Consider the following 25,766-nt stretch of genomic DNA (forward strand, 5'->3'; position numbering starts at 1 on the left):
TTTCACGTGCCAGAGCAATCCATCCACCGTCTACCCGAGGAATTTGGCGGAAACGAATGGCTCGTCGACGAGCTGTACGAGCGGTACCAGGCGGACAAGAATTCTGTGGACACGAAGTGGTGGCCGCTGTTTGAGTCGTTCGACGCCGATGGCAGCGCTGCCAACGGCCGTCACGCCGCCCCCGATGCCGCTCCCGCCACACGCCTGATCCCCACCATTCCGGCCACGGCGCCGGCGGCACCTGCCGTTGCAGCACCTGCTGCACCGGTTGCGGCCGCCCCTGCCGCTGCTGCCCCGGCCGCTGCCGCACCTGCTGCGGCCCCTGCCGCCGCACCGGCTGCGGCCCCTGCCGCCGCACCGGCACCCGTGCGCCCGCCGGCTCCGGCCAAGGACGCTGCCCGCACCGGCACCACACCCATTCCGGCCCAGCTGCCCAAATCCGCCAAGGACACCTCCCAGCCCGAGGCCGACGTCAAGACCGTGCTGCGCGGACCGGCCAAGGCCATCGCCACCAACATGGTCGCCAGCCTCGAGGTCCCCACGGCCACGAGTGTGCGCGCCGTCCCGGCCAAGCTGCTCATCGACAACCGTCTGGTCATCAACTCCAACCTGGCCCGTGCACGCGGCGGCAAGGTCTCCTTCACGCACCTGATCGGCTACGCCGTCATCAAGGCGCTGGGCCAGTTCCCCTCGATGAACGTCTACTACGACGAGATCGAAGGCAAGCCCGTTGCCGTCCAGCCGGCCCACGTCAACTTCGGCATCGCCATTGACATGCCCAAGCCGGACGGCTCGCGCCTGCTGGTGGTGCCGAACATCAAGAAGGCCGAGACGCTGAACTTCTCGGAGTTCTGGCACACCTACGAGGACCTGATCAAGCGTGCCCGCGCCGGCAAGCTGACCGCCGACGACCACTCCGGCACCACCGTTTCGCTGACCAACCCCGGCGGCATCGGCACCGTCCACTCGGTGCCCCGCCTGTCCAAGGGCCAGGCCGCCATCATCGGCGTCGGCGCGCTGGACTACCCGGCCGAGTTCCAGGGCGCCAGCGAGAAGATCATTGCGCAGAACGCCATCTCCAAGATCCTCACGCTGACCTCCACCTACGACCACCGCGTCATCCAGGGTGCCGGTTCCGGCGAGTTCCTCAAGATCGTCCACCAGCTGCTGCTGGGCGCCCAGGGCTTCTACGACGAGATCTTCGAATCCCTGCGCATCCCCTACGAGCCCGTGCGCTGGAGCCTGGACCGCCAGGTGGACCCGGCGGATGAGATCAACAAGGTTGCCCGCATCCAGCAGCTGATCCACTCCTACCGCGTCCGCGGCCACCTGATGGCCGACACGGATCCGCTGGAGTACGTCCAGCGCAAGCACCCCGACCTGGACGTGCTCACCTACGGCCTGACCCTGTGGGACCTGGACCGCGAGTGGCCCACGGGTGGCTTCGGCGGCAAGCCCAAGCTGCCGCTGCGCGACATCCTGGGCGTGCTGCGCGATGCCTACTGCCGTACCACCGGCATCGAGTACATGCACATCCAGGAGCCGGAGCAGCGCCAGTGGTTCCAGGATGAGCTGGAGCACCCGTACTCCAAGCCCAGCCGCGAGGAGCAGCTGCGCGTGGTCTCCAAGCTCAACTCCGCCGAGGCCTTCGAGACGTTCCTGCAGACCAAGTTTGTCGGCCAGAAGCGCTTCTCCCTGGAGGGTGGCGAGTCCCTGATTCCGATGCTTGACGCCATCATCTCCGACGCCGCCGACGACGGCTTGGACGAGGTTGCGATCGGCATGGCCCACCGCGGCCGCCTGAACGTGCTCACCAACATCGCCGGCAAGACCTACGCACAGGTCTTCCGCGAATTTGAGGGCACCCAGGACCCGCGCAGCGTCCAAGGCTCCGGGGACGTCAAGTACCACCTGGGCACCGAGGGCACGTTCACCTCGGACAACGGCAACGAGACCAAGGTCTACCTTGCCGCCAACCCGTCCCACCTGGAGGCCGTCGACGCCGTGCTGGAGGGCATCGTCCGCGCCAAGCAGGACCGGTTGAACCAGGGCGAGAAGTTCCCCGTGCTGCCCATCATGGTCCACGGCGACGCGGCGTTTGCCGGCCAGGGTGTGGTGGCGGAAACGCTCAACCTCTCCCAGCTGCGCGGCTACCGCACCGGTGGAACCATCCACATCGTGGTCAACAACCAGGTGGGCTTCACCACCGCGCCGTCGTCCTCGCGCTCCTCCGTGTACTCCACGGACGTCGCCAAGATGATCCAGGCACCGGTGTTCCACGTGAACGGCGACGACCCCGAGGCAGTGGTCCGGGTGTCCCAGCTGGCCTACCAGTTCCAGCAGCGCTTCCGCAAGGACGTTGTCATCGACATGGTCTGCTACCGCCGCCGCGGCCACAACGAGGGCGACGACCCCTCGATGACTCAGCCGCTGATGTACAACCTGATCGAGGCCAAGCGCTCCGTGCGCCGCCTGTACACCGAGGCCCTGATCGGCCGCGGCGACATCACCGAGGACGAGGCCACACAGCTGCTGCGCGACTACCAGGAGCGCCTGGAGCGCGTCTTCGCCGAGACGCACGCGGCCCAGACCTCCCCGATCCCGATCATCACCTCCGATGCCCAGGCCGTGGCCGACCTGGAGCGCCCGATGGCGCAGCAGGCCGACTCCGGCACCAACACGCCCAAGACCACCGCGATCACCGCCGCCAACCTGGCGAAGATCGGTGCGGCGCACACGAACATTCCAGAGGGCTTCACCGTCCACCAGAAGCTCAAGCCGCTGCTGGAAAAGCGCGAGGCCATGTCCCGAGAGGGCGGCATCGACTGGGGCTTCGGCGAGATCGCGGCCTTTGGCTCGCTGCTCATGGAAGGTGTGCCCGTGCGTTTGGTCGGACAGGACTCCCGCCGCGGAACCTTCGTCCAGCGCCACGCCACGTTCCACGACCGCGTCAACGGCAGCGAGTGGACCCCGCTGACCAAGCTCAGCGAGGACCAGGCCAAGCTGTGGATCTACGATTCCCTGCTGAGCGAATACGCTGCCATGGGCTTCGAGTACGGCTACTCCGTGGAGCGCCCGGATGCCCTGGTGCTCTGGGAGGCCCAGTTCGGCGACTTCGCCAACGGCGCCCAGACGGTCATGGACGAGTTCATCTCCTCGGCCGAGCAGAAGTGGGGCCAGCGTTCCTCGCTGGTGCTGATGCTCCCGCACGGCTACGAGGGCCAGGGCCCGGACCACTCCTCCGCCCGCATCGAGCGCTACCTGCAGATGTGTGCCGAGGAGAACATGGTGGTGGCCAACCCGACCACGCCGGCGTCGCACTTCCACCTGCTGCGCCGCCAGGCCTACTCCAAGCCGCGCAAGCCGCTGATCATCTTCACGCCCAAGCAGCTGCTGCGCCTCAAGGCCGCCGCTTCCGAGGTTGCCGACTTCACCACCGGCGGCTTCCGCACGGTCATCGGTGAGCACGCAACGGTGGATGCGAACGCCGTCGACCGCGTGGTGCTGGTCTCCGGCCGGTTGTACTACGACCTCCTGGCCGCCCGCGACAAGGCCGGCGACACCAAGAGCGTCATCATCCGCGTCGAGCAGCTCTACCCGCTGCCGCTTCAGGAGATCAAGGCCGAACTGGCCAAGTACCCGAACGCGGATGTGGTCTGGGCCCAGGACGAGCCCGCCAACCAGGGTCCGTGGCCGTTCATGGGCCTGAACCTGGCTCCGGAGCTGGACCGCAAGCTGATGCGGGTCTCCCGCCCGGCGTCGGCGTCCACGGCCACCGGGTCGGCCAAGCGCCACGCTGTGGAGCAAACGCTCCTGCTCAAGCAGGCGTTCGAGCGCAACTAGCACCGCCTTCAAGGATGCCCAGTCTGGAAACAGGCTGGGCATCCTTGTCTTAGGGTGCCGTTTGCAGCGCTGCGCCCCGCCGCTGTGAAAGACTCAGGGGACATAACTTGGCTACGACGTTGAAAGGGTGATTGTGGAGCAGCGCAAAGTCCGCATTGCTGCGGTGGGGGACGAGCTGGTGGCCGGCGTGGGGGATCCCCGCGCACTAGGCTGGCTGGGGCGCACCCTGGCCCGGACCCCACAGGAGAACATCTCCGTGGAGGCGTACACACTGGCCAACCCGCAGGAAGGCACCGAGGCGCTGGCCGGCCGTTGGCTGCAGGAGGCCGGGCGCCGCTTTGACGATTTCCACGAAAACCGCCTGGTCATTGGGCTCTCCGGCAGGGACATCGCCTTCGGGCTCTCGACCGCGCGCAGCCGGCTGAACCTGGCGAACATCCTTGACGGTGCCACCCAGCTGAACATTCCGGTGTTCGTGGTGGGCCCGCCGCCCAGCCTCGACCCGGCCCTAAACCGCAAGCTGGCCGAGCTCAACACGGCCTTTGCCGACGTCACCACCCGCCGCAAGCACCACTATGTGGACACGTTCTCCCCGCTGCAGAACCATGAGCAGTGGCGTACGGACCTGGCCTCCAACTCCGGCACGCCGGGGCAGGCCGGCTATGGCCTGATGGCCTGGCTGGTGCTGCACCGCGGCTGGTACCAGTGGCTCAACATCCCCGACGCCGGCTGACCCACCTCCCCTCCGCCGAACCGTCATTTGTGGGCAGTGTTGCACCAAAACACTGCCCACAAATGACGGTTCGCGGTGGTTAAGGGGACCAGCCACGGCTGCGCAGTGCGTCGCGGACCTTGCGGACGACGGCGGGGCGCCCGCCCTGGATGTCCTCCCACCCGATCCTGACCTCCAGCCAACCGGCAAGCCGGGTGTTCTCGGCCCGGCGGAGGTCCTGCCGGTACTGGTCGTCGCCGCCGTGGTGGCCGCCGTCGTATTGCAGGCTGATGCGCCACCGCCGGTAGGCCGCGTCCGGCCACACCCATGGCTTCCCCGCCGGCGAGCGGAGCACACAGTTCAACTCCGGTTCCGGCAGGCCGGCACGGACCAACGCCAGCCGCACAAACGTCTCCGGAGCGGAATCCGCGCCCACCCTGACCAGCTCCACGGCCTCCCGTGCCGCTCGGACGCCGCGCATTCCCGCATGCGCGTGGACCATCCGCCGCAGGTCATCGATTCCACACAGGGGATCGCAGGGCTTCGGGAAGTCCGGCCCATGGGCACACACCAGCCGGTCACCGGCCGCCACCAGCCCGGCAACATGCTCGACCGTAGCCAGCCTCGCCATTCTGGCCAGGTCCAGCCAGGTCCGGGCAGGGGACGTCACCCGGACGCCGTCGAACTCCACCATCTCCCCCGGCAGCAGCGTCAGCTCATGCCCCACTACGTTGGCCCGCCGCGGCCTCGCCAATCCGCGGGGCCGTGCCACATGGACCCGCCAGTCTCCGGCCTGGGCCGCCGGGAGCGGCAGGCCCCACACGTGGGCCGCGGCAACGTGGGTCAGTACGCTCCACTGGTCCAGTTCCGTGTAGGCCCGCAGAGCCGCCGCCCCGCAGACATCCGCGTCGCGGGGAATCCGGATCCCGCGCGAGACGGCGATCAGATCATTGGCCCGTGTCCTGTTCCGTGCAACACCTGCGGCATCGGCGGATCTGGTGGTAAAGGACCGGCCGGCCAATTCGGCGGGCAATTCGCTGCGTCGCATAGTCGATTTTCACGCCGCTGCGGCCCCCTCCGGAGGTTATCCACAGCACCGTCTTCCCTGCAATCCCGCGAACCGTCACTTGTGGGCAGTGTTGGGCCGAAACACTGCCCACAAGTGACGGTTCGCGGGGGTATTGCCATTGGGGAGGACGCGATATATCGCAACCTTGAGAGGAATCCTGGCCATGGATAACTGGTCCACCACCGAACCACAGACATTGGACATCGACGGCGTCACCGAGCTGAAGGCCGTCCTGGTGCGCGGCCGGGTGGATGTGATCACGCATGACGGCCCTGCCACCACGGTTGAGGTCAGCGAGGTCTCCGGGGTGCCACTGGCCATCAGCATGGCCGGCGGCACGCTGAAGATCGAGCATCTGGATTCCGGGAACTGGCTGAAGAAAATCGTCAACATCAACTCCAGCGCCCGGGCCGTCATCAGCATCGCCGTCCCCGCCGGCACGCCCGTGACGGCAGCCACCGTCAGCGGCGAGATCATCGCCCGCGACCACACCGGTGCCCTGGTGGCCAAAAGCGTCTCGGGCAAGGTGACGGCGTCCGGGCATTTGAGCAACATCCGGGCCAATACCGTCTCGGGCAACCTGAGCTCTGACGTGCTGGGCACCCCGGTGGACCTCTCGTCCAAGTCCATCTCGGGCGACGTCACCATCCGGCTGCCCGACGGCGTCGGGGTGGACCTGGCGGCGAAGGCCACCTCGGGCTCGGTGCTGCTGGACGAGACGCGTTTCACCGGCGTGGGCCAGAACGTGCACACGAGCACCGGCCCGGCCGCCCCGCGCATCACGGTGCGCACCAGCTCCATCTCCGGGAATCTGGCCATTGTCCACCGCGGACCCGGCGCCGATCCGCTCTCCTGGGACGAGGACGGCCACTGATGCCTCCGGTCTTTGCCCACGGGGCGCTGCGCCTGTACCTGCTGGCACTGCTGGAAGAGGGGCCCAAACACGGCTACGAGATCATCAAGGCACTCTCGGAGCCCTTTGGCGGCACCTACTCCCCCCCCCCCCGCCGGCACGGTCTACCCGCGGCTGGCCAAGCTGGAGGGGGAGGGGCTGGTGGCCACCGCGCTGGCGGGCCGGCGGACCGTCTACAGCCTCACGGCCACCGGACTGGCGGAGATCGGTGCGCGCCGCGATGAGCTGGCCGCGGTGGAGGCGGAAATCTCGGCCTCCGTGCGCCGGCTGGCCGATGAGCTGCGCACCGATCTGCGCGAGAGCATGCGCGGCCTCCGCGCGGACCTGGCCGCCAGCGCCGAAGCGGCCAGAAGCGGTGCCAGGCGGGTGTCCCCGGAACAGAGTGCCAGCGCCAGCCACCGGCTGCTGACGGAGACGGAAATGATGCTGCAGTCCTTCCGCGACGACATGCGCGTGGAACTGCGCCGCCACGCCGGAACCGGGACGGTCAACGAGGTCACGCTGGCGACAGTGCGCACCGTGCTCGACCAGGCCGCCATCGCCATCAGGAACACGCTCAAATAGCGCCTAATGCGTGAAGACGATCTTGCCGCTGACGTCGCCGGCCAGGAGCATGGCGAATCCCTCGCGGGCGCGCTCCAGCGGCAGGACGGTGTCGATCTGCGGGCGCAGGCCCGTGGTGGCAAGGAACTGCACCAGCGCCGCCAGCTCGGTACGGTTGCCCATGGTGGAGCCCAACACCTGCAGCTGGGTGAAGAACACCCGGTTCAGTTCGGCGGGCGGGTTGAAGCCGCTGGTGGCACCGCAGGTGACAATGGCCCCGCCCGGCTTGAGGCTCCTGAGCGAATGGGCCCAGGTTGCCTCGCCCACGGAATCGAAGACGACATCCACCCGGCCGGGCAGCCGTGCACCCGGCTCGAAGACGGCGTCGGCGCCCAGCGCCAGGGCCCCGTCGCGCTTGGCCTGGCTGCGGCCCGTCACCCAGACTCTGAAGCCGGCGCGGGCACCCATGGCCACCAGCGCCGTCGAGACCCCGCCACCTGCTCCCTGCACCAAAATGGTGGAGCCCGGTCCCGCCGGGGAGACGGTGAAGAGCATCTTGAAGGCCGTCAGCCAGGCGGTGGGCAGGCAGGCCGCCTCCTCCCAGCCGAGCGCGGCGGGCTTGGGCACGGTGTTGCCTGCGGGCACCCAGACGGAGTCGGCCATGGTGCCGGGGTGGATTTCCGAGAGCAGGCTGCGGTGCGGATCCAGTGTCTCGTCGCCGCGCCAGCCCGGGCTGGCGACGACGGCGTGGACGATCACCTCGTTGCCGTCCCCGTCCACGCCGGCGCCGTCGCAGCCGAGCACCATCGGCAGCCGGCCGGCCGGCAGGCCCACGCCCTGCAGCGAAAAGAGGTCGTGGTGGTTCAGGGCCGAGGCGCGCAGCGTAACCTTCACCCAGCCGTCCGGGCCGGGGGCGCCGTCGAGCTCCCCCACCGCCAGGGCGGAGAGCGGATCGGTGGCGGAACTGGACTGGGCAAAGACGGCTCGCACGGAAGTTACCTCATCTTCTTGGATCACGCCGGTGTGGTTGCTTTGATCCTAGCGAGGCACGACGCCGGTTAGGCGAGCCGGTGGGGCGTGTGGGAGACTAGAGGGCGGATCTTTTCAGATCGATCTAATGATTGGAGGCAGCTATGTCCAAGCGAGCACGCAAGCGTCGTGACCGGAAGCGTGGCGGCGCTAACCACGGTAAGCGCCCCAACGCTTAAGTCTTGAACTTAAAGCCAAAGAAACCCCCTGCACCTTCCTGGTGCAGGGGGTTTCTTGTCGCTGCCATCCCCAACCCTGTATTAAAACAAATAAACCTGTTTTAACGCTAGGCTGGGGACGTGACCACTTCACCGCACGCCGCACTGGCCTCGCCACAGCGGCAGCGGCTGCTCTGGGCCATCCGCAGCTCCGCCGCAACGACGGCGGCCATGCTGGCAACAGGCGCCGGCCTGCCGCTGAGCACGGTCCGCTTCCATCTGGGCGAACTGCTGGCCGCCGGCCTCATAGACGCCGTCCCCGCCCCCACCACCGGGCGGGGACGGCCCGTACTTCGGTACAGTGCCCGCACCCCGGAGGTGGCCGACGCCGGGTACCCCATGCTCGCGGGGATCCTGGCCGACGCGTTGGCCGATCCCTCGCCCGCGCCCGTGGCGGCGAAAGCGGCGGACGCGGGCCGGCGCTGGGCACACCGCAGCCTGCCTGCCACACCGTCGGCGTTGTCCGGCGAGCAGATTACCGCCTCGGTGGCAGGGTTCTTCACCGAGCTCGGCTTTGAACCGGAACCCGGGCCAGGCCAGGCCGGGCCAGACCAGGCCGGCTCAGGTAAGGATCCGGCCCGGCGGGCCGCCACATCACTGAGGTTGCATGCCTGCCCCTTTGCCGGCCTCGCCCGCCGGGACCCGGGGGCCGTCTGTTCGGCCCATCTGGGCATCCTGCGCGGCTATCTGGACCAGCTGGGTGCCGCCGGCGCCGAAGCCACCCTGGTGCCCTGGGACACCCCCACCACCTGCCTTGCCGGCATTGCGCTGGCACCGGCCGCCGTTGCGGCGCACTGACACTTTCGACGAGAGAACCCGCCCATGCTCCCCTTGGTCCTGCTCACCGCACCGCCATTGATCTGGTTTGGCATGGTTGCGGCCATTTCCTTCCTTGAAACACCGCTGAAATTCCGGGTGCCGGGCCGGGTCCCCGCGGTGGCCGGCACCGCCGTCGTCCTGGCCGTGGCCGCATGAGCGCGGCAGTGGACGGCCGGGTGGACATTGCCGGCCGGGACGATGTGCTGCTGCTGGTGCAGACGTTCTATGGGAAGGCGTTCAACGATCCCCTGCTGGGGCATGTTTTCACCGAGGTGGCGCACCTGGATCTGGCCCGGCACCTGCCCATCATGGCCGATTTCTGGCAGACGGTGCTCTTCCGGGCCGGGCTCTACAAGCGCAACGCCTTGGAGGTCCATTTCGCCCTCAACGCCACCGAACCCCTGACGCTGGAGCATTTCAACCGCTGGCTCGCCCTGTGGAACGGCACCGTCGATGAGCTGTTTGCCGGTGAGAAGGCCGAGCTGGCGAAGGTGCAGGCCCACCGCATCGCCGGATCCATGCACCGGCGGGTCAGCGGCCGTTCGGCCAGCAGCTTCGACACCATCACCAGGGGCCGGGCGTCCTAGACGTCCGCGGTGCGCCCGTTGTGCAGGCGGTCCAGGATGGCCGCCTTCAGGTTCGCCGGTGCGGCCTCGACGCAGGAGCGCTTGACCACGGAGCGGATCACGCATTCCAGATCGTATTCGGTGCTGCAGTCGGTGCAGGTGTCCAGGTGGCCCTTGATCTCGGCCAGGTCCTCGCGGGACAGTGCCCCGTCAAGGTATTCATAGATGCGGGTGACCCGCGCGTCGTCGCAATCTCCCAAACTTTGGCAGTCGCTCATGGTGCTTTCTCCGTTTCGGTGCTTCCCTCGGGGGCCGGCTTGAGGATGCCGCGTTCAATGGCATAGTCCGCCAGCATGTCGCGCAGCATCTTGCGCCCGCGGTGCAGGCGCGACATCACTGTGCCGATGGGGGTGTTCATAATGTCTGATATTTCCTTGTACGCAAAGCCCTCAACGTCGGCAAAGTAGACCGCCAGGCGGAACTCCTCCGGAATGGCCTGCAGCGCACTCTTCACATCGGAGTCCGGCAGGTGGTCCAGCGCCTCGGCCTCCGCCGAGCGCAGCCCGCTGGAGGTGTGGGACTCGGCCCGGGCCAGCTGCCAGTCCTCCACCTGGTCCGAGTTGGACTGCTGGGGCTCGCGCTGGCGCTTGCGGTACAGGTTGATGTACGTGTTGGTCAGGATCCGGTACAGCCATGCCTTGAGGTTGGTCCCGGGCTTGTACTGGTGGAAGGCGGAAAAAGCCTTGGTGTAGGCCTCCTGCACCAGGTCCTCGGCATCGCTGGGATTGCGTGCCATCCGCATGGCCGCCGAATACAGCTGGTCCACGTACACCATGGCATCGCGTTCGAAGCGGGCACGGCGTTCCTCCACCGATTCCGTGGCAAGATCCACCCCGGCATCGGCCTGCGGTGCGGGCTCTGGGGTCTGAGCATTCTCACTGGTGTTCATTAGCGCCCAGTCTACTGTCACCCCTGCGCGCAGCCCGGGTCGCGTGGCTACCAACGTCGCCATGGCTTCCTTTCGCCGTCGTTGTCTGCTTTTCACAACGGCACCCCCACCCGGGATATTCCGCAAAGCGCCGGGCAAAGTGCGAGACTAGAAGGACAATGGGACCGCCGCGGCAACGCGGTGCCGGTCCCGCCGCATTCACAGTGCGCAAAACAAGGAGGCCCTGTTGTCCATAGTCCGTGTGCTGGCCCGCCCCATGCTTGCCTCAACATTCATCATTTCCGGTTTGGACCGCATGCGCCACGCGGACGCGACGGCGGCCGAGTTGGCCCCGCTGCTCGGCAAGGCCGCCGCGGCGCTCCCGGTCCAGCTGGACGAAAAGACCCTGGCGCGCGCCCTCGGTGGCATCCAGGTGGGCGCCGGCGTGCTGCTGGCCACGGGCAAGGTTTCCCGGCTGGCCGGCACCGTGCTGGCCCTGACCTCCGCACTGAATGCCCTCGTGGAGTACCGCACGTCCGACGGCAGCACCAAGGAGGGCAAGGCGCACCGCCGCGGATCCCTGCTGAAGAACATCTCCCTCACCGGCGGCGCCCTGCTGGCCGCCGTGGACACCGCCGGACGTCCGGGCCTGGCCTGGCGCGCCAACCAGCTGGCCACGGCCGGCAAGAAGGCCGGCACCGCGCAGCTCAAGCACACCGACGCCGCCGTCCGCCGGCTGGCCCACAACGTGGCGGGTGCATAGCCCGCGATGAGCACGCTCTCTCCCGCCACCACGCCCTGGCCCGCTCCGCTGGCCACCGCACCCCTGGACGCCACCCTCACGGTCCCCGCGTCCAAGTCCCTCACCAACCGCTACCTGGTCCTGGCCGCGCTGGCCGACGGCCCCTCCCGGTTGCGCGCCCCGTTGCATTCGCGTGATTCGGCGCTGATGGTTGCCGCCCTGCGCGCCCTGGGCGCCGGAGTGGAGGAGGTCGACGGCGACGGCGGCTTTGGCCCGGACCTGCTGGTCACCCCGCTCCCGGCCGGTGCGCACCTGCCCGCCGGCACCGCCGTCGACTGCGGCCTGGCCGGCACGGTGATGCGCTTTGTGCCGCCGCTGGCCGCCCTGGCCACCGGCGCCGTGTCGTTCGACGGCGATCCGCACGCCCGCAAGCGGCCGATGGGCCCGGTCATCGAGGCCCTGGCCGGCCTGGGCGTGCAGGTGGACGACGGCGGTGCCCGCGCCCTGCCGTTCCTGATGCACGCCACCGGCAAGGTCCGCGGCGGCCACCTGGTGATCGACGCCAGCGGCTCCTCCCAGTTTGTCTCGGCCCTGCTGCTGGCCGGCGCGCGCTTCACCGAGGGACTGCACCTGGAGCACGTGGGCGACCCCGTGCCGAGCCTGGACCACATTGCCATGACCGTGCAGATCCTGCGCAGCCTGGGCGTGGTGGTCGACGATTCCATCCCCAACCATTGGATCGTCTCCCCCGGACCGATCGCCGCCTTTGACGTCGTCATCGAGCAGGACCTCTCCAACGCCGGCCCGTTCCTGGCCGCCGCCCTGGCCGCCCGCGGCACCGTGCGGATCCCGCACTGGCCGGCCGGCACCACCCAAGTGGGCGACAAGTGGCGCGAGATCCTGCCGCTGTTCGGCGCCACCGTCACGCTTCAGGACGGGGTCCTGGCCGTCACCGGCGGCGAGTCCATCAACGGCATCGACATCGCCGACACCAGCGAGCTCGCGCCGTCCGTAGCGGCCCTGTGCGCCCTGGCCACCGGCCCCTCCCGGCTGAGCGGCATTGCGCATCTGCGCGGGCACGAGACCGACCGGCTGGCCGCCCTGGTGGCGGAGATCAACAGGCTTGGCGGCAATGCCGAGGAAACCGCCGACGGGCTCACCATCACCCCGGCACCGATGCACGGCGGCCTCTTCCACAGCTACGAGGACCACCGGATGGCCACCGCCGGGGCCATCATCGGCCTGGCCGTGGCCGGCGTCGAGGTGGAGGACATCTCCACCACGGCCAAGACCATGCCCGAATTCCCGCAGCTCTGGTCCCGCATGCTGGCGGGCCCCGGGCCCGCGTCCACCCCGGGCGGGGCCAACTAGGTGGCACGCGATTTCAGCAACTGGGACGAGTCCGACGTCCGCGTCCGCGCCAACAAAAAGGGCAGCCGGCCGCGCACCAAGGACCGCCCCGCCCACGATGACGCCATCATCGGCCGGATCATCACCGTGGACCGCGGCCGCTACACGGCAGTCGTGGACGAGGACACCCCCGAGGAGCGCATCCTCATCGCCGCCCGCGCCCGCGAGTTGCGCCGCAACCCCGTGGTGGCCGGGGACTTCGTGGCCCTGGTCGGCGACGTCTCCGGCGCGCCCGACACGCTGGCCCGGCTGGTCCGGGTGGAGACGCGGCGCACGCTGCTGCGCCGCAGCGCCGACGACACCGACCCGGTGGAGCGCGTCGTGGTGGCCAACGCCGACCAGTTGGTGATCGTCGTGGCCGCGGCCAACCCCGAGCCCCGGACCGGCTTCATCGACCGCGCGCTGGTGGCCGCCTACGATTCGGGCATCGCCCCGCTGCTGCTCATCACCAAGGCCGATGTGAAGGATCCCGCCGAGCTGCTGGCCAACTACGAGCACCTGGACATGACGGTGGTGGTCAGCCGCACGGCCTCGGACACCGCCTCGGGCATTGATGCCCGCAGCGACGACGGCGAATCCGCCCTGCTGGCCGGCGGCGCCGTCGACGCCCTCAAGGACCATCTGGACGGCAAGGTCTCCGTCATGGTGGGCCACTCCGGCGTCGGCAAGTCCACCATGGTCAACGCCCTCACCGGCTCCCAGCGCGCCACCGGCGGCGTCAACGCCGTCACCGGCCGCGGCCGGCACACCTCCTCCTCGGCGCTGGCCCTGCGGCTGCGCGACGCCCAGCCGGGCAGCTGGATCATCGACACCCCAGGCATCCGCTCCTTTGGGCTGGCCCACGTGGATCCGGACCGCATTCTGCACGCCTTCCCCGACCTGGAGCCCGGCACCGATGCCTGCGAGCGTGGCTGCAAGCACAACAGCGCCGCCGTCAACTGCGGCCTGGACCCGTGGGTGGCCGACGGCAGCGCCGGCGAGGCCGGCCCGGCCCGGCTGGCCTCGCTGCGCCGGCTGCTGGGCAGCTCGGACCGCACCGAGGGCCGCGCCGAAGCCAAGGAACTCGGCACCATCCTCTAATCCGGCGGAACCCGGCCGCGGGTCCCCCTGCCTCCCCGCCCCTGCCACAACCAGCGATAGTGTGATGCCATGAACCATGAACCGCAAGGCTACAACGACGATCTCCGCCTGGCCCACGTATTGGCGGACGCCGTTGATTCTTTGACGATGTCTCGTTTCAAGGCGCTCGATTTGGCTGTGGAAACCAAGCCGGACCTGACGCCCGTCACGGACGCCGACAAGGCCGCCGAGGAGTCCATCCGCAGCCAGCTCGCCCGGGCCCGCCCCCGCGATGCCGTGCTCGGCGAGGAATTCGGCAGCAGCGGGCACGGCTCGCGCCGCTGGATCATCGACCCCATCGATGGCACCAAGAACTTTGTCCGCGGCGTCCCGGTCTGGGCCACCCTCATCGCCTTGGTGGACGAGGGCCAGCCGGTGGTCGGCGTCGTCAGCGCCCCCGCCCTGGGCAAGCGCTGGTGGGCCGCCAAGGGCACGGGGGCCTTCACGGGCAAGTCGCTGGCCGCCGCCACCCGGCTGCGCGTCTCCAACGTCGCCAACCTGGCGGACGCCTCGATGTCCTATTCCTCGCTCTCCGGCTGGAAGGAACGCGGCAACCGCGACGAGTTCATCGCCCTGACCGACGATGTCTGGCGCACCCGCGCCTACGGCGATTTCTGGTCCTACTGCCTGGTGGCCGAGGGTGCCGTCGACATTGCCTGCGAGCCGGAACTGAACCTGTACGACATGGCGGCCCTGGTGCCGATCGTCGTCGAGGCGGGCGGGCGCTTCACCTCCCTCGATGGCGAGGAGGGCCCCTTCGGCGGCAACGCCCTGGCCACCAACTCCATCCTGCATTCGGAGGTCCTGAACCGGCTCAACCCGGGGCTCGACGACCTCCTGTAGCACGACGCAGTGTGACGCAAAGGGATGTAACAAATGCGCCCGGCACCCCACCGGGGTTAGCATTTTGGGCATAGGTCACGAGTGCCAGTGCTAAACCCCGGTTTGCTGGCCGGCAACCCTCCTTTCGCGGCGGGGTGCCCCGGGTGACGACCTGGCCAGGCCGGAGCGGTCTTGGCAAGCGCGGATCACGGCACTGTCCGGGATCCTTCCCGTGAGGTCCTTTCATGAGCTCTGCAACCCTTGAAAAAAATTCCATCTCCACCGCGGCTGCCGCCGCCGTCGAACCCCTGTTGGCCGTCACCGGCGCCGACCTGTCCGCCCCGCTGATCACCGGCGGGAGCGTCCGCTACGCCAACCTGGACTACGCCGCCTCGGCCCCGGCCGTCCAGGCCGTGGCCGACCACCTGGCCCAGGTGCTGCCGTACTACGCCAGCGTGCACCGCGGGGCCGGGTTTGCCTCCCAGGTCAGCACGTCCGTCTATGAAAACGCCCGCGACACCATCCGGGACTTTGTGGGCGGCCGGGCCGATGATGCCGTCATCTTCACCCGCAACACCACCGATTCCCTGAACCTGCTGGCCGGTTGCGTCGAAACGCTGCTGGCCACCGAGGACGGCTCCCGCCCCACCGGCGAGGTGCTCTACCTGGACATCGAACACCACGCCAACCTGCTGCCCTGGCAGCGCCTGCCGCACCGCAGCGTGGTGGCCGCCGGTTCCATCGCGGCCACGCTCTCGCGGATCGAAACGCAGCTGCGCGCCGGCTCCGTGGTGCTGCTGGCCGTCACCGGCGCCTCCAATGTCACCGGCGAGATCCTGCCCGTGGCCGAGCTCGCGGAACTGGCCCACCGGTATGGTGCCCGCATCGTGGTCGACGCCGCTCAGCTGGCCCCGCACCGCCGCCTCAACCTCGCCGACGACGGCATCGACTACGTGGTCTTCTCCGGCCACAAGCTCTACGCCCCCTTCGGCTCCGGCGTCATCGTTGGCCGCCCGGACTGGCTGGACGCGGGCACCCCGCACCTGGCCGGTGGCGGCGCGGTCAAGGAAGCCCGGCTGGACACCGTGACCTGGGCCACCGGGCCGGCCCGGCACGAGGGCGGCTCCCCCAATGTGCTCGGCGCCGCCACGCTGGCAAAGGCCGCGGAGATCCTCTCCGCCCTGGACGAGTCCGCCTGGCACAGCCACGAGGAGGGCCTGCGCGACCACGTGGTGGCGGGCCTGTCGAAGATCCCCTCCGTCACCGTCCACCGGCTCTTCAGCGATTCCGGCGACTACCCGGGCAGCGGCAGCATCGGCGTCGTCAACTTCTCCGTCGAGGGCTACGACGCCGGGCTGGTGGCGGCCTACCTCTCCGCCGAGCACGGCGTGGGCGTGCGCGACGGCAAGTTCTGCGCCCACCCGCTGCTGCGCCGCCTGGGCCTGCCCTCCGGATCGCTGCGCGCCAGCTTTGGCGTGGGCTCCCGGCTGGCGGACGCCCAGCGCCTCGTCGACGGCGTGGCCGCGCTGGTGGAGTCAGGGCTGGGCTGGGACTACGTGGTGGATTCGGGCCGCTGGGTTCCGGCCAACGATGCCCGCAGGTACCCGGACTGGGCACCGAACACCCCCGGCACGGCAGGCGCCGCCCCCTGCACCATCGACCCCGAGGACGACTAGCACGCGGTAGAGTTGACGGGCTTGTTTCCGTCAACGTTCAGGAGCGCATATGGCAGCCATCGGCGGGCCCACCTTTGAAGCCGGCCGGCGCCAGGAGATGGCCACGGCCTTCCAGGACGGTGGCGAACACTACGATCGGGTGCGCCCGGGGTACCCGGCGGAGTCCGTCGAATGGCTGTTCGACGGCACCGCCGCCGGGTCCCGGGCGGGGGTGGCCGACGTCGTCGATCTGGGCGCCGGGACGGGCAAGTTCACCGGACTGCTCCTGGGGCCGGGCCGCAACGTCACGGCCCTGGACCCCTCGGCGGACATGCTGGCCCAGCTGGAGCGCCGCTTCCCCACCGTCCACACCATCATTGGCGTGGCCGAGGACACCGGGCTGCCGGACCGGAGCCAGGACGCCGCCACAGTGGCCCAGGCTTGGCACTGGTGCGACCCGGTGGCCGCAAGCACGGAGATCGCACGGATCCTGCGCCCGGGCGGGATCCTGGGGCTCGTGTGGAACCAGCTCGACGTCAGCGTGCCCTGGGTGCACCGGCTCAGCCGCATCATGCACGCCGGCGATGTCCACAAGCCCGGCTTCCGGCCCGCCGTCGGCCCGGAGTTCACAGCGCTGGAGTCCCACGTGAGCGCCTGGGCCCAACCACTGACCGGCGAGGACATCAAGGAACTGGTCAAGTCCCGCAGCTACTGGCTCCGGGCCAACGAGGCCACCCGGGCCAAGGTCACGGCCAACCTCGACTGGTACCTGTACGAGCATCTGGGGCACACCCCCGGTGAAGTCCTCCAGCTCCCCTACCTGACGCACACCTGGCGCGCCGTCAAGGCCCCCTGACCCGGCCCGCCGCCCGTCACACACCGGCTCCACTCGACAGGAATCCGTCGCGCCGTCTATGATTTCGGTATGCCTAAATATTAGTCTTAGGCGGAATGAATCATGCTGAGCAAAGGAGCCTGGCCGTGCTGGACGCCAAGATGACTGCCACCACCCGGAAGCGGCCGAAGGTCCCCTCGGCCATTTTCATGCTGGGCCCGGCCTTTGTGGCAGCCATCGCCTACGTCGATCCCGGCAATGTGGCGGCCAACCTGACCTCCGGCGCCAAATACGGCTACCTGCTGGTGTGGGTGCTGGTGGCGGCCAACATCATGGCCATGCTGATCCAGTACCAGTCCGCCAAGCTGGGCGTGGTGACGGGCAAATCGCTCCCCGAACTGCTGGGCGAACGCTTCGGCACGGCCGGCCGCCGGGCCTACTGGCTGCAGGCCGAACTGGTGGCCATGGCCACCGACCTCGCCGAGGTGGTGGGCGGTGCCATTGCGCTGAACCTGCTCTTCCACGTGCCGCTGCCGGTGGCCGGGCTGATCGTGGGCCTGGTGTCCATGGCCATGCTGATGGTCCAGAACCGCCGCGGCCAGCGCACCTTCGAATCCCTCATCATCTTCCTGCTGGCCATCATCACCATCGGCTTCCTGGCCGGACTGGTGCTCAGCCCGCCCGATCCCGCCGGCGTGGCGGGCGGCCTGCTGCCCCGCTTTGACGGCAGCGACAGCGTGCTGCTGGCCGCAAGCATGCTCGGCGCGACGGTCATGCCGCACGCCATCTACCTGCACTCGGCCCTGGCCCGGGACCGGCACACCACCGCACGCGACACCCCCGAGCTGCTCCATGCCACCGTCAAGGCCACCCGCTGGGATGTGGTGGCGGCACTCCTGCTGGCCGGCGCGGTCAACATCGGCATGCTGCTGCTGGCCGCCTCCACGCTGGGCGGCGTTGAAGGCACCGACAGCATCGAGGGCGCCCACGCGGCCATCGTGGCCACCCTGGGCCCGGTCATTGGTGTGGTGTTCGCCGTCGGACTGCTGGCCTCGGGCCTGGCCTCGACGTCGGTGGGCTGCTACGCCGGCGCCACCATCATGGGCGGGCTGCTGAAGATCAAGCTCCCGCTGCTGACCCGCCGGGTGGTCAGCCTGATCCCGGCCCTGGCCCTGCTGACCTTCGGCGTGGACGCCACGTGGGCGCTGGTCATCAGCCAGGTGGTCCTGAGCTTTGGCATCCCGTTCGCCCTGATTCCGCTGCTCCGCCTGACCTCCAACAAGGCTCTGATGGGCATCCACCGCGACGGAGTGCCGCTGCGGATTGCCGCACTGGTCAGCGTTGCCCTGGTGGTGGCCCTGAATGCCGTGCTGCTCTACCTCACACTCACCGGATCCTAGCTCCGCGGGGGCCGGAGGGTAGGCTGGAGGGTGTGAAGCAAACCCCCACCTCATCCAGCGTTGAGGACTATGTGAAGGTCATCTATTCCTTCACCGAATGGCAGGACAAGCCCATTTCCTCCACCCAATTGGCCACCCGCCTCGGGGTGGCCAATTCCTCCGTCTCGGAGATGGTGCGCAAGCTCAAGGACCAGGGGTTGGTCAACCACAAGCCGTACAGCGCCATCCGGCTCACCGAGCCGGGGCTGGCGCTGGCCCTGTCCATGGTCCGCCGGCACCGGTTGCTGGAGACGTATCTGGTGCAGGAACTGGGCTACAGCTGGGACGAGGTCCACGACGAGGCCGAGCTGCTCGAACATGCCGTCTCGGACACCTTCATCGAACGGATGAGCGCCAAGCTGGGCCATCCCACCCGCGATCCGCACGGCGATCCCATCCCCGACGCCGACGGGCACGTGGACATGCCCGATGCCTTCCGGATGGGCGAGCTCGACGCCGGCCACCGGGGCAGGATCATCCGGATCAGCGACCACGACCCCGAGCTGCTGCGGTATCTGGATGAGCAGCACATTGCCCTGGACGCCGCGGTGCACATCATCGGGCGCAAGCCCTTTGGCGGCGCGCTCATCGTGGAATTCGGCCCCCAAACGCTGGACCTCAGCGACGAGGTGGCCGACGCCCTCTGGGTCGCCACCACCAGCCCGCACGCCGGCTGCACCATCCCGGGCTAGCTAGACGCGTGCCCCGCTGCGGCGCAGGTAGAGGCAGGACGCGGTGTAGGCCAGCGAAATACCGGCCAGCAGCGCGCCCAGCGGCGCCAGGTGCGCGGCAACCAGCACACCGGCAGCGAGCAGGAAGGCCAGCAGGGACACGGCGGGCAGTGCCGGCCAGGGCAGCCTGCGCTGGGCCTTCGGTGCCATGAAGTAACCCCAGAGGATGATCACGACGGCGGGCAGCCCCACACCCAGCACATAGTTCCACGGGGCGTCCTGGCGGAATCCCCAGGCACATATCGCCGCGAGCATGGCCACCTCAAGGGCAAACCCCACTGCCATCGTTGCCATGCCCAGCACAGCCGGTCCTGACACTGCCACTGCGGGGACATCCGCACGCCGTCGACTCACTGGCCCGCTTTCTGGTTGTTCACGTTGTTCTCGTTCTCTCGCTCGGCCTGCGCCAGCAGGGCGCGTTCGCGGCGCAGCACATAGCGCTGGACCTTGCCGCTTGGCGTCTTGGGCAACTTGTCCACAAAATGGATGCGCCGCGGGAAGGCATGCGCGGCGAACTTGTCCTTGACCAGCCTCTGCAGTTCCGCGGCCAGCCCATCCGTGGGCTCGACGCCGTCGCGCAGCACCACATAGGCCTCCAGCACCTCGCCACGGATCTCGTCCGGCGTGCCGATCGCGGCGGATTCCACCACGTCGGGATGGGCCGCCAGCACGCTTTCCACATCAAAGGGGCCGATCCGGTAGCCGGCCATGATGATCACGTCGTCGTCACGGGAGGAAAAGTAGATAAAGCCATCCGCATCCCGCCGCCCGGCGTCGCCGGTCAGATACCAACGGCCGCCGGGGGTGTAGCGCTGTGCCGTCTTCTCCGGCGCATCGACATAGCCGGCGAACCACAGGAACGGGCTGGCGGCGACATCGATGGCCACGCGGCCCTGTTCCCCGTCCGCGGCCACGACGTCGTCGAGGGTGCCGAGCACGTCCACCCGCCAGCCCGGCAGGCTGGTGCCCATGGAGCCATCCCGCACCGGGGCGCGCAGACCATCGGCCCAGGCGTTGCCGGCCACCATGCCGTGTTCGGTCTGGCCGTAGTGGTCGCGCACATCGACCCCCAGAGCCGTCCTGCTCCAGCCGATGACGTCCGGGGTGAGTGGTTCACCCGCCGAAGAGGCCCGGCGCAGCACGTGGTGGGCCTGGGTTTCGGAGCCGGCCCGGAGGGCTCGGTAAACGGTGGGTGCTGCGGCAAAGTTGGTGACCTGGAACTTCTCCAGCACGGCCCAGGTCAGCTCCGGGGAGAAACCCGCATGGAGCAGGATGCTGCGCGTTCCGGTGGCCAGCGGAGCCAACAGGGCAAAGTACAGCCCGTAGGCCCAGCCGGGGTCTGCCGCGTTCCAGAAGACATCGTCCGGACGGACATCAAGTCCGAATTCCTGGTAGCCGGCAAAGGACGCCACGGCTCGCAGCGGAATCGGCACGCCCTTGGGCTCGCCAGTGGTGCCGGAGGTGAACAGCTGCGCCAGCAGCCCATCCCCGCCGACGGCGACGGCACCGCCGTCGTCTCCGTCGTCACCATCAGCCCCGGCCAGCAGCTCGCCAAAGGAGAGGTCGTAGCCAAAGGCCTCGCCTTGGGCCACGACCACCAGCGGGGAGGCATCCATCGGAACGTCCCCGGGCGGCACCAGCTTTCTGCGCTGGTCCGCGTCACAGACCACCAGCTTGCAGCGGCTTGAGGACATGCGGAAGGAGATGGCGTCGGCGGCAAAGGCCGTGAACAAGGGAACGTCCACGGCGCCGCGGCGCCAGATGCCCAGCAGTGCCACCACCAGGTCCGCGGACTTGGCCATCAGGGTTGCCACATGGTCGCCCGGGCCAATGCCCAGGCGCGCCAATGCAACGGCGAACCGCGCAGATTTCTCACGCAGTTCGCCGTAGGTAATGTCTTTGTGGCTCAGATCGGGCTGAACCACGGTAAATGCAATCGACTGCTCCGGGTGCCGGTCGCAGAGGAGGAAGGCGGCAGAAGCGTTTGGCGCACCAAAAGCGTCCAGCAGTCCCCGGACGCGTGCTTCTCCTGCCATTGCCTTCGCTCCCTCGCGCTGCGTACCTGAGACAAATTGTGCTCCAAGGATTGCATATCCCCGGGGCAGAACCCAGCTAGCGCAGCACTAGTCCGATGCGTGGAATCAGCCTTCGCAGTCCTTGCAGAACAGCATGCCGTCCTTCTCGCGTGCGACCTGGCTGCGGTGGCGTACCAGGAAGCAGGAGGAACAGGTAAATTCGTCATCCTGTGCGGGAATGACCTGGACGATCAGCTCTTCTCCGGAGAGGTCGGCGCCGGGAAGGTCAATGCCTTCAGCGGTGTCGGAATCCTCAACGTCGATGTGCGCCGTCTGGGCACCGCCGCGCTGCACCTGCAGAGCCTGCAGCGACTCTGTTCCGTGGTCTTCGTCCTTGTTGCGGGGTGCGTCGTAATCCGTTGCCATGCGGTTTCTCAAACTCCTGAGCTTCTGGTGGTTTCGGCAGGGTATTTCAGCGCCCCATCCTAGCCCCTCAACGTGGGAAATACTCCTCGAAAATCCAGATGTTTTCCACTGGCGTATTCTAGGCCCTCGGGCGCTGTGCCGGATACACCTGAAAACCGCAGAATTCCAACGAATATTCCCGCCGCGTGACGTGAATCCTGTGCTGCTTATCACCCCAGCCTGCCGCCGGACCCGCGTCATTCACTGTGACATGACGCACCTGCAGCAACCAGGGGCAAGGGAAAGGCCCCTGCTGCATTTCCACCCGACAGGGCTGGTTACAAGGGCGGCAAACCGGCGTACCGTACAAGAAGGGACACCGTGCCCTGAAAGGTAGGAAAACGCCATGCCTGACAAATCGCCGCATCGGCACCTGACTAAGAAGCCGATCAAGACCATCAAGGAAAAGCGAGCCGATAAGCGCAGCAAGGGTGCCATGATTGCAGACGCTGACCCCGTTGCACACATCAAGAAGCACTAGCCACATCCGCTGCACTCCTCCCCAAGGCGCCGCCAGCGCGGCCCGGAACCATTCCGAGTGATTCCGGACCGCGCTCCCGGCGCCTTTCGCATGCCCTATGGGCTGGCCGTCGAGCCTGCCGACTCCCGGGCCCGGGCCCGGCGGCGGTTCCGCCCCGCCGATGTTCCGCGCCCCGCGTTCAGCGGCTGCACAGACCTCCAGCCGCTGCCGTCTCGCATTGGCCGCAGGACCATCCAGTCCCAGTCCTCGGACCCGGCCAGCAGGGCCGCGTCGTCCTCGAGCGAGGCCCCGTCGGGCCGGCCGGCGTCCCAGCCGGCACCAGGGTCCAGGTAGTCCAGGAAGCCCGGGTCCAGGAAATCACGGGGCGGCTCGGGGAATTCCTCCGATGCCGGGAGCCCTGGCGGGTCCACGAAACCGGACCCCTGCGCCTCTTGCAGGCCTTCCGGTACGTCCTGCCCGGCCGGAAACCACGACGGCGTCCCGGGCGGGGGCGTGCCCGGCAGCGGCGGCGCGGTGCTCGTGTAGGAGTGCCCGGTCGGGGTGGTCGTCACCACCGTGTGCCGGGGACCGGCGATGACTGCCGCGGCCCAGCCCTGAAGTTCCTTGGTCTGGTTGCACCGTTCGCACAACCCCTGGCCGTTGGCCAGGGACGTGGGCCCTCCGCCGGCCCACGCTGTGACGTGGTCCGCATGCCGGATCGGCGCCCCGCACCACGGGGTCCTACAGACCTGGTCCCGGGCCCTAATGAAGCGCTGCAGCGAGGCCGGGAACCGGCGCGCCCTCGAATCCATGCCGACCAGCTCCCCGGTGCCCGGGGCGGTGAACAGCCGCCGGATCCGCACCCGGTCCGACGCCCCCAACACCGCCCCGGGAACCGCAGGACCACCGGCGGCGGGGCCCGCGGCAGTGGCCGTGTGTGTGATCGACTATCTGTAGGCCGTTTCAGCCGAGAATATGGGCCACGTTGGTGGCTCGTTTCAGGCCAAAAGAGCGGTAAGAATCAGGCCAGTCATTTCATCCCGGAATCAGGTTTCGGGGGCTGGTTTGGAGATAGAGATCACCCGGTGGTTCGGGCCCCGCCTTGAGTGTCAGGGACATGGGCCCGCCACCCCCAGATAGGTTCCTTACGGCGCTGCCATTGCGAAGCGTATGCGCCGGAAGGGCTGGAAAGCAGATGACGGTACCCATGTCCGTACAAGAAAATATCAGACGACTCGACTCCCAGGGAGTCCCCGTGCGGGAGATCGCCCGCAGGCTGGGAGTCAGCCGGACCTCGGCGGCCAAGTACGCCGAGCAGCAGGACTTCTCCCCGGCGCCGCCGGCACCGCTGGCCAGGCCGGGTGCCTCGGTCCTGGCCGGGTTCGAGCACATCATTGAGCGGTGGCTCATCGAGGATGCGCGCCGGAACCGCAAGCAGCGGCACACGGTCAAGCGGATCTTTGACAGGCTCGTGGAAGAGCATGGGTTCACCGGCACCTATTCACCGGTCCAGCGGCACGTGAAGAAATGGTTGGCCGCCAACCGGCAGCCCGGCGAGGGGTTCACCGAACTGGTCTGGCCTGCCGGCACCGTGCAGGTCGACTTCGGTCAGGCCGAGGCCATCATTGCCGGGATCCGGCAGGTCCTGCACATCCTCGTGGTGACCTTCCCGTTCTCGAACATGCGCTTCGTCCAGGCATACCGCGGCGAGACCGCTGAATGCGTTGCCCACGGGCTGCGGACCGTGTTCGAGCACATTCGGGCTGCGCCGCGGCACATGGTCTTTGACAACGCGACGGGCATCGGAAACCGGGTGGGAACCAGGGTGACCGAGACGAAGCTGTTTGGCGCCTTCAAACTCCATTACCGGTCCCAGTCCCGCTATTGCAATCCATACTCGGGCCACGAGAAGGGCAACGTGGAGAACGCGGTGGGGTTCCTGCGCCGGAACTTCATGGTCCCCGAGCCGGAGGCCGCCACCTTGGAGGGGCTCAACAAGGTCCTCATGGCGCGCTGCGATGCGTTGGCCACCACAGTGCACTACCGCAAGGGCCTGCCCCTGGGTGAGCTGTTCGCCCAGGACGTGGCCGCCTCCATGGAACTGCCGGGGATCGGTTTCGATGCCGTGCGCTACGAATCGCGCAAGGCCGACAAGACCGGGAACCTGCTCATTGACGGGAACACGTACGCCGCCGGGCCCGTCTTCCACGGGCGGATGCTCACGGTGGGGTTGGGACACGACGTGGTGCAGATCCTTGACGAGCATTCCGAACCCGTCCGCACGTTCCCACGCGTCTTCGGGAAGCAGGCCGAGACGGTCTTCGACCCGGCTTCCCTGGTGCCGCTGCTCGTGACGAAGCCCGGGGCGTGGTCCCATTCCCCGCTGCGGGCCCTGGTCACCGACCCCGTGCGTGACTGGCTGGACAAAGCCACCGCCACCGGGCGGCGCCGCCTGTTCAACGCCGTGGACGCCGCCTCGTCGGCGGCGGGATTCGATGCCGCGGTGGCCGCTGCCGACACCCTGATCCAGCGCGGGGATGCACCGGACATGGCCATGCTGGGCATGCTGGCCCGCCGTCTGGCTGACGGCACCGAACCGCCGGCAGCCAACGTGGATCTGAGTGTCTATGACACCTTCACCACCCTGAACACCACCACCGGAGAAGTCGCATGAACCCGATCACCGTCCAAGACATCCTCGAAGCGGGCAAGCATGCCTCGCTGACCGGCAGCGTGTTGACCGAATGGGCCGAGAAGGGCACCCCGAAACAACGCGAATACCTCCACGAGGTCCTGCTGGCCGAGCACGAATCCCGGCAGGAGTCACGCCGCCAACGATTGCTGAAGGCAGCGAGGCTGCCGGCCATGAAAACACTCACCGGGTTCGACTACGGCAGTGTCCGGTTCCCGGAGGACTACGGCCGCGAACCCCTCGAATCCCTGGATTTCATCAACCGGGCCCAGGACCTGGTCCTCTACGGGGACGTCGGCACGGGCAAGACCCACATGGCCACCGCCCTGGTGGCCGCAGCCTGCCGGCAGGGCATCCAGGCCAGGTTCTTCACGACCTCCGCCCTGGTCATGATGCTGCGCCGCGCCAAGGACGAAGACCGCCTCGACAAGGAACTGGCCGCCCTGGCCAAGAACCAGCTCCTGGCGATTGACGAACTGGGCTACCTGCCGATCGATACCGAAGGGGCCAGGCTTCTCTTCCAGGTGATCGCTGACGGGTATGAAAAACGCAGCCTGATCATCACCACAAATTTGGAGTTTTCCCGCTGGGGAACAGTGTTCGGGGACGACAACATGGCCGCCGCCGTCATCGACCGGCTGGTCCACCACGGACGGCTTCTGCAATTCCGCGGCGAGTCCTACCGGGTCAAAAATGCCCTCATGAAATAGCCAACCGCTGAAATGGACCAGAAACGGGCCG

Annotated in this window: 26 protein-coding genes, 1 pseudogene and 1 riboswitch; of the genes and pseudogenes, 19 read left to right on the forward strand and 8 right to left on the reverse strand. The window is 68.2% G+C overall.

The features are described from left to right. Positions 1–6: 6 nt before the first annotated feature. Positions 7–3,843: a multifunctional oxoglutarate decarboxylase/oxoglutarate dehydrogenase thiamine pyrophosphate-binding subunit/dihydrolipoyllysine-residue succinyltransferase subunit gene (locus ACQCSX_RS08385; protein ID WP_427018539.1), complete on the forward strand. Its 3,837-nt coding sequence runs from the start codon at positions 7–9 to the stop codon at positions 3,841–3,843. 133 nt (positions 3,844–3,976) lie between these two features. Continuing rightward, the gene (locus tag ACQCSX_RS08390) at positions 3,977–4,576 is read left to right on the forward strand and encodes a GDSL-type esterase/lipase family protein (protein WP_427019013.1); all 600 of its coding nucleotides are present in this window, start codon (positions 3,977–3,979) and stop codon (positions 4,574–4,576) included. Positions 4,577–4,655: 79 nt separating this feature from the next. On the opposite strand, the gene ACQCSX_RS08395 is transcribed toward ACQCSX_RS08390, so the two are convergent. Beyond that, complete coding sequence (locus tag ACQCSX_RS08395; RefSeq protein WP_427018540.1) at positions 4,656–5,603, reverse strand: hypothetical protein; 948 nt, start codon at positions 5,601–5,603, stop codon at positions 4,656–4,658. Positions 5,604–5,787: 184 nt separating this feature from the next. On the opposite strand from ACQCSX_RS08395, the gene ACQCSX_RS08400 reads away from it, so the two are divergent. Together ACQCSX_RS08400 and ACQCSX_RS08405 are read left to right on the forward strand one after the other, a co-directional pair. Continuing rightward, a complete protein-coding gene (locus tag ACQCSX_RS08400; protein ID WP_427018541.1) occupies positions 5,788–6,498 on the forward strand; it encodes a hypothetical protein in 711 nt (236 codons plus the stop codon). Next, positions 6,498–7,101 (forward strand): annotated as a pseudogene (locus ACQCSX_RS08405) (PadR family transcriptional regulator). Before ACQCSX_RS08400 ends, ACQCSX_RS08405 begins: the two are co-directional and overlap by 1 nt. A gap of 3 nt (positions 7,102–7,104) precedes the next feature. Here the strand turns inward: ACQCSX_RS08405 and ACQCSX_RS08410 are convergent. Next, a complete protein-coding gene (locus ACQCSX_RS08410) occupies positions 7,105–8,070 on the reverse strand; it encodes a zinc-binding dehydrogenase (RefSeq protein ID WP_427018542.1) in 966 nt (321 codons plus the stop codon). A 143-nt stretch (positions 8,071–8,213) separates the two neighbouring features. On the opposite strand from ACQCSX_RS08410, the gene ACQCSX_RS08415 reads away from it, so the two are divergent. The 4 genes from ACQCSX_RS08415 (at position 8,214) to ACQCSX_RS08430 (ending at position 9,733) form a co-directional block, all read left to right on the forward strand. Continuing rightward, a complete protein-coding gene (locus ACQCSX_RS08415) occupies positions 8,214–8,288 on the forward strand; it encodes a 50S ribosomal protein bL37 (protein ID WP_104061284.1) in 75 nt (24 codons plus the stop codon). 120 nt (positions 8,289–8,408) lie between these two features. Beyond that, positions 8,409–9,125, forward strand: a complete 717-nt coding sequence (locus tag ACQCSX_RS08420; RefSeq protein WP_427018543.1) for a helix-turn-helix transcriptional regulator — start codon at positions 8,409–8,411, stop codon at positions 9,123–9,125. 24 nt (positions 9,126–9,149) lie between these two features. Next, positions 9,150–9,302 carry a hypothetical protein gene (locus tag ACQCSX_RS08425; RefSeq protein WP_427018544.1) on the forward strand — a complete coding sequence of 51 codons (153 nt, stop codon included), beginning with the start codon at positions 9,150–9,152 and terminating at the stop codon, positions 9,300–9,302. Then, positions 9,299–9,733 (forward strand): group III truncated hemoglobin, encoded by a 435-nt coding sequence (locus ACQCSX_RS08430; RefSeq protein WP_427018545.1) that lies wholly within the window; start codon positions 9,299–9,301, stop codon positions 9,731–9,733. Before ACQCSX_RS08425 ends, ACQCSX_RS08430 begins: the two co-directional genes overlap by 4 nt. Here the strand turns inward: ACQCSX_RS08430 and rsrA are convergent. Both rsrA and ACQCSX_RS08440 read right to left on the reverse strand, forming a co-directional pair. Continuing rightward, entirely contained in the window at positions 9,730–9,990 is a 261-nt protein-coding gene (gene rsrA, locus ACQCSX_RS08435; RefSeq protein WP_427018546.1) for a mycothiol system anti-sigma-R factor, read from the reverse strand. The genes ACQCSX_RS08430 and rsrA overlap by 4 nt on opposite strands. Next, on the reverse strand, positions 9,987–10,661 hold the full coding sequence (locus ACQCSX_RS08440) for a sigma-70 family RNA polymerase sigma factor (protein WP_427018547.1): 675 nt from the start codon (positions 10,659–10,661) through the stop codon (positions 9,987–9,989). The genes rsrA and ACQCSX_RS08440 overlap by 4 nt, the downstream gene beginning before the upstream one ends. A 226-nt stretch (positions 10,662–10,887) precedes the next feature. Between ACQCSX_RS08440 and ACQCSX_RS08445 the strand changes: the two genes are divergently transcribed. The 8 genes from ACQCSX_RS08445 to ACQCSX_RS08480 all read left to right on the forward strand — a co-directional run bounded on the left by ACQCSX_RS08445 (position 10,888) and on the right by ACQCSX_RS08480 (position 19,354). Continuing rightward, complete coding sequence (locus ACQCSX_RS08445; RefSeq protein WP_427018548.1) at positions 10,888–11,403, forward strand: DoxX family protein; 516 nt, start codon at positions 10,888–10,890, stop codon at positions 11,401–11,403. A gap of 6 nt (positions 11,404–11,409) precedes the next feature. Beyond that, a complete protein-coding gene (gene aroA, locus ACQCSX_RS08450; protein WP_427018549.1) occupies positions 11,410–12,753 on the forward strand; it encodes a 3-phosphoshikimate 1-carboxyvinyltransferase in 1,344 nt (447 codons plus the stop codon). Then, positions 12,754–13,872: a ribosome small subunit-dependent GTPase A gene (gene rsgA / locus ACQCSX_RS08455; protein WP_427018550.1), complete on the forward strand. Its 1,119-nt coding sequence runs from the start codon at positions 12,754–12,756 to the stop codon at positions 13,870–13,872. It abuts the gene before it with no gap. 69 nt (positions 13,873–13,941) lie between these two features. Then, entirely contained in the window at positions 13,942–14,754 is an 813-nt protein-coding gene (gene hisN / locus ACQCSX_RS08460; protein ID WP_427018551.1) for a histidinol-phosphatase, read from the forward strand. A gap of 73 nt (positions 14,755–14,827) precedes the next feature. Further along, a riboswitch (SAM riboswitch) is annotated at positions 14,828–14,941 on the forward strand. A 37-nt stretch (positions 14,942–14,978) separates the two neighbouring features. Further along, a complete protein-coding gene (locus tag ACQCSX_RS08465; RefSeq protein ID WP_427018552.1) occupies positions 14,979–16,409 on the forward strand; it encodes an aminotransferase class V-fold PLP-dependent enzyme in 1,431 nt (476 codons plus the stop codon). Between the two features lie 49 nt (positions 16,410–16,458). Next, positions 16,459–17,244, forward strand: a complete 786-nt coding sequence (locus tag ACQCSX_RS08470) for a class I SAM-dependent methyltransferase (RefSeq protein ID WP_427018553.1) — start codon at positions 16,459–16,461, stop codon at positions 17,242–17,244. A 95-nt stretch (positions 17,245–17,339) separates the two neighbouring features. Further along, complete coding sequence (locus tag ACQCSX_RS08475) at positions 17,340–18,623, forward strand: Nramp family divalent metal transporter (RefSeq protein WP_427018554.1); 1,284 nt, start codon at positions 17,340–17,342, stop codon at positions 18,621–18,623. A gap of 32 nt (positions 18,624–18,655) precedes the next feature. Then, a complete protein-coding gene (locus tag ACQCSX_RS08480; RefSeq protein WP_427018555.1) occupies positions 18,656–19,354 on the forward strand; it encodes a metal-dependent transcriptional regulator in 699 nt (232 codons plus the stop codon). Here ACQCSX_RS08480 and ACQCSX_RS08485 read toward each other — a convergent pair whose 3' ends face one another. The 3 genes from ACQCSX_RS08485 to ACQCSX_RS08495 form a co-directional block, all read right to left on the reverse strand. Continuing rightward, positions 19,355–19,687, reverse strand: a complete 333-nt coding sequence (locus ACQCSX_RS08485) for a YrdB family protein (protein ID WP_427018556.1) — start codon at positions 19,685–19,687, stop codon at positions 19,355–19,357. 56 nt (positions 19,688–19,743) lie between these two features. After that, positions 19,744–21,429, reverse strand: a complete 1,686-nt coding sequence (locus ACQCSX_RS08490; protein ID WP_427018557.1) for an AMP-binding protein — start codon at positions 21,427–21,429, stop codon at positions 19,744–19,746. 105 nt (positions 21,430–21,534) lie between these two features. Further along, a complete protein-coding gene (locus ACQCSX_RS08495) occupies positions 21,535–21,834 on the reverse strand; it encodes a DUF4193 domain-containing protein (RefSeq protein WP_026555463.1) in 300 nt (99 codons plus the stop codon). Between the two features lie 385 nt (positions 21,835–22,219). Here ACQCSX_RS08495 and ACQCSX_RS08500 point away from each other — a divergent pair, with 385 nt between their 5' ends. Beyond that, positions 22,220–22,354, forward strand: a complete 135-nt coding sequence (locus ACQCSX_RS08500; RefSeq protein WP_427018558.1) for a hypothetical protein — start codon at positions 22,220–22,222, stop codon at positions 22,352–22,354. A 95-nt stretch (positions 22,355–22,449) separates the two neighbouring features. Here the strand turns inward: ACQCSX_RS08500 and ACQCSX_RS08505 are convergent, their stop codons facing one another. Further along, the gene (locus ACQCSX_RS08505) at positions 22,450–23,217 is read right to left on the reverse strand and encodes an HNH endonuclease (protein ID WP_427018559.1); all 768 of its coding nucleotides are present in this window, start codon (positions 23,215–23,217) and stop codon (positions 22,450–22,452) included. A gap of 323 nt (positions 23,218–23,540) precedes the next feature. Between ACQCSX_RS08505 and istA the strand changes: the two genes are divergently transcribed. Together istA and istB are read left to right on the forward strand one after the other, a co-directional pair. Beyond that, positions 23,541–25,007, forward strand: a complete 1,467-nt coding sequence (istA, locus tag ACQCSX_RS08510) for an IS21 family transposase (RefSeq protein ID WP_427016398.1) — start codon at positions 23,541–23,543, stop codon at positions 25,005–25,007. After that, a complete protein-coding gene (istB, locus tag ACQCSX_RS08515; RefSeq protein ID WP_427015968.1) occupies positions 25,004–25,735 on the forward strand; it encodes an IS21-like element helper ATPase IstB in 732 nt (243 codons plus the stop codon). The genes istA and istB overlap by 4 nt, the downstream gene beginning before the upstream one ends. Positions 25,736–25,766 lie beyond the last annotated feature (31 nt).

The organism is Pseudarthrobacter sp. P1 (assembly GCF_050156935.1).
Lineage (GTDB): Bacteria > Actinomycetota > Actinomycetes > Actinomycetales > Micrococcaceae > Specibacter.

Bases quoted from the DNA above. Each gene is read 5' to 3' on its own strand.
- ACQCSX_RS08430 (WP_427018545.1), top strand. From the start codon at position 9,299: ATGAGCGCGGCAGTGGACGGCCGGGTGGACATTGCCGGCCGGGACGAT.
- ACQCSX_RS08500 (WP_427018558.1), top strand. From the start codon at position 22,220: ATGCCTGACAAATCGCCGCATCGGCACCTGACTAAGAAGCCGATCAAG.
- ACQCSX_RS08495 (WP_026555463.1), bottom strand. From the start codon at position 21,834: ATGGCAACGGATTACGACGCACCCCGCAACAAGGACGAAGACCACGGA.
- ACQCSX_RS08440 (WP_427018547.1), bottom strand. From the start codon at position 10,661: ATGAACACCAGTGAGAATGCTCAGACCCCAGAGCCCGCACCGCAGGCC.
- ACQCSX_RS08490 (WP_427018557.1), bottom strand. From the start codon at position 21,429: ATGGCAGGAGAAGCACGCGTCCGGGGACTGCTGGACGCTTTTGGTGCG.
- istB (WP_427015968.1), top strand. From the start codon at position 25,004: ATGAACCCGATCACCGTCCAAGACATCCTCGAAGCGGGCAAGCATGCC.
- ACQCSX_RS08475 (WP_427018554.1), top strand. From the start codon at position 17,340: ATGAATCATGCTGAGCAAAGGAGCCTGGCCGTGCTGGACGCCAAGATG.
- aroA (WP_427018549.1), top strand. From the start codon at position 11,410: ATGAGCACGCTCTCTCCCGCCACCACGCCCTGGCCCGCTCCGCTGGCC.
- istA (WP_427016398.1), top strand. From the start codon at position 23,541: ATGTCCGTACAAGAAAATATCAGACGACTCGACTCCCAGGGAGTCCCC.
- ACQCSX_RS08470 (WP_427018553.1), top strand. From the start codon at position 16,459: ATGGCAGCCATCGGCGGGCCCACCTTTGAAGCCGGCCGGCGCCAGGAG.
- rsrA (WP_427018546.1), bottom strand. From the start codon at position 9,990: ATGAGCGACTGCCAAAGTTTGGGAGATTGCGACGACGCGCGGGTCACC.
- ACQCSX_RS08425 (WP_427018544.1), top strand. From the start codon at position 9,150: ATGCTCCCCTTGGTCCTGCTCACCGCACCGCCATTGATCTGGTTTGGC.
- ACQCSX_RS08395 (WP_427018540.1), bottom strand. From the start codon at position 5,603: ATGCGACGCAGCGAATTGCCCGCCGAATTGGCCGGCCGGTCCTTTACC.
- ACQCSX_RS08465 (WP_427018552.1), top strand. From the start codon at position 14,979: ATGAGCTCTGCAACCCTTGAAAAAAATTCCATCTCCACCGCGGCTGCC.
- ACQCSX_RS08485 (WP_427018556.1), bottom strand. From the start codon at position 19,687: ATGGCAACGATGGCAGTGGGGTTTGCCCTTGAGGTGGCCATGCTCGCG.
- hisN (WP_427018551.1), top strand. From the start codon at position 13,942: ATGAACCATGAACCGCAAGGCTACAACGACGATCTCCGCCTGGCCCAC.
- ACQCSX_RS08400 (WP_427018541.1), top strand. From the start codon at position 5,788: ATGGATAACTGGTCCACCACCGAACCACAGACATTGGACATCGACGGC.